The organism is Streptomyces mutomycini, from assembly GCF_001700505.1.
Lineage (GTDB): Bacteria > Actinomycetota > Actinomycetes > Streptomycetales > Streptomycetaceae > Streptomyces > Streptomyces mutomycini.
The window spans coordinates 1-1,537 of record NZ_MAPV01000087.1 but is presented as its reverse complement, the minus strand read 5'-3'; the positions used below and the strand labels follow the sequence as shown (position 1 = coordinate 1,537).

At 71.0% G+C, this 1,537-nt stretch carries 2 protein-coding genes; both read right to left on the bottom strand.

Annotation, left to right across the window (positions count from 1 at the left end; genetic code table 11):
• A partial coding sequence (locus BFF76_RS13505) for a beta-ketoacyl synthase N-terminal-like domain-containing protein (protein ID WP_208604848.1) occupies window positions 1–714 on the bottom strand: 714 nt, incomplete at its 3' end.
• A 48-nt stretch (window positions 715–762) separates the two neighbouring features.
• The coding region (locus BFF76_RS13500; RefSeq protein WP_244167274.1) for a phosphopantetheine-binding protein at window positions 763–1,537 on the bottom strand (775 nt) is incomplete at its 5' end.

The following is a 1,537-nucleotide window of genomic DNA, read 5'->3' as shown; positions in this document are numbered from 1 at the left end:
CTGCTTGCCGAACTCCGCGAACACACCGGGGGTCGACATCACGGTGACGCCGCCGACCAGGGCCAGCGGGCAGTCGCCGGAGCGCAGCGCGCGGGCCGCAAGGTGCAGGGCCACGAGGGAGGCCGAACAGGCGGTGTCGACCGTCACGGCAGGGCCCTCGAAGCCGAGGGTGTAGGCGATGCGACCGGAGACGACGCTGGCGGCATTGCCGGTCAGGAGGTGGCCGAGGGACTCGTGTCCCGCCTGGTTGAGCATGCCGGGGTAGTCGGCACCGTTGACGCCGATGAACACGCCGGCCTTGCTGCCGTGCAGGCCGGCGACGTCGATGCCCGCGCTTTCGAAGGTCTCCCAGGACGTCTCCAGGAGCAGCCGCTGCTGCGGGTCCATCTCCAGGGCTTCGCGCGGGGATATACCGAAGAAGGAGGCGTCGAATTCGGTGGCCGTTTCGAGGAAGCCGCCCTGCGGACGGGCCCCGCCCTCGAACTGCTGCCAGCCGCGGTCGTCGGGGAAGTCACTCATGGCGTCGACGCCGTCGTGCAGCAGGTCCCAGAACTCCTCGGGTGTACCGGCCCCGCCCGGGAACCGGCAGCCCATACCAACGATCGCAAGGGGCTCGCGCTCGGCCTCCTCCAGGTCTCGGACACGGCCCCTGGTGCGCTTCAGATCCGCCGTCACCCGCTTCAGGTACTCGACGATCTGCTCTTTCTCAGCCATGTCCGAAACCCCTCGATGTGCAGAACGTGCGTGTGGGCCGTGCGTGCATCAGCTCAGCCCGATCTCGTCGTCGATGTAGCGCAGCAGCTCTTCCTCGCTGACCTCGCCCAGCTCGTCGGCCCCCACGTCCTGGGCCTGGCCGCCGCCGGGCGCGGTGCCGGCCAGCATCCTGGAGCGTTCCCGCCAGCGCAGCAGCAAGGTCTCCAGACGGGCCGTCAGCTTGTTGACCTCGGCCTCGTCCCGCTCGTCGTCGAGCATGGCTTCGAGACGGTCGACGCTTTCCCTGCCCCACTCCTCGGCCTCCGTCCCGGGCAGCAGGATCTCGAGCAGACGGCCGGTGAGCGCCTCCGGCGTGGGGTAGTCGAAGACGAGCGTGGTGGGCAGCCTCGTACCGGCCATCCGGGCCAGGCGGTTGCGCAGCTCGACGGCGGTCAGCGAGTCGAAGCCGAGCTCCGTGAACGGCCGGGTGGCCGAGATCTGAGCGCCCGTGCCGTACTTGAGGACCGCGGCGATCTGGCCGCGCACCGTTTCGAGGAGGGCTTCCTGCCGCTCGGCCGCGGGCAGCGCGGAGAGGCGTCCGCGCAGCGCCTGGGCATCGTCCGGCGCCGTGGCTCGGCGGGGTGCGGAGCGCACCAGGCCGCGCAGCAGCGCGGGCGTGTCCTCGCCGTGGCGCAGTTGGGCGCGGTCCAGCTGGACCGGCGCGGTGTGCGGCAGGCCGCTTGCGAGCGCGCGGTCGAAGAGGGCGAGTCCTTCTTCCGTGCTGAACGGCAGTACACCGCCGGCACTGATCCGCCGCAGTCCGGATTCGCCGAGGGTGGCGGTG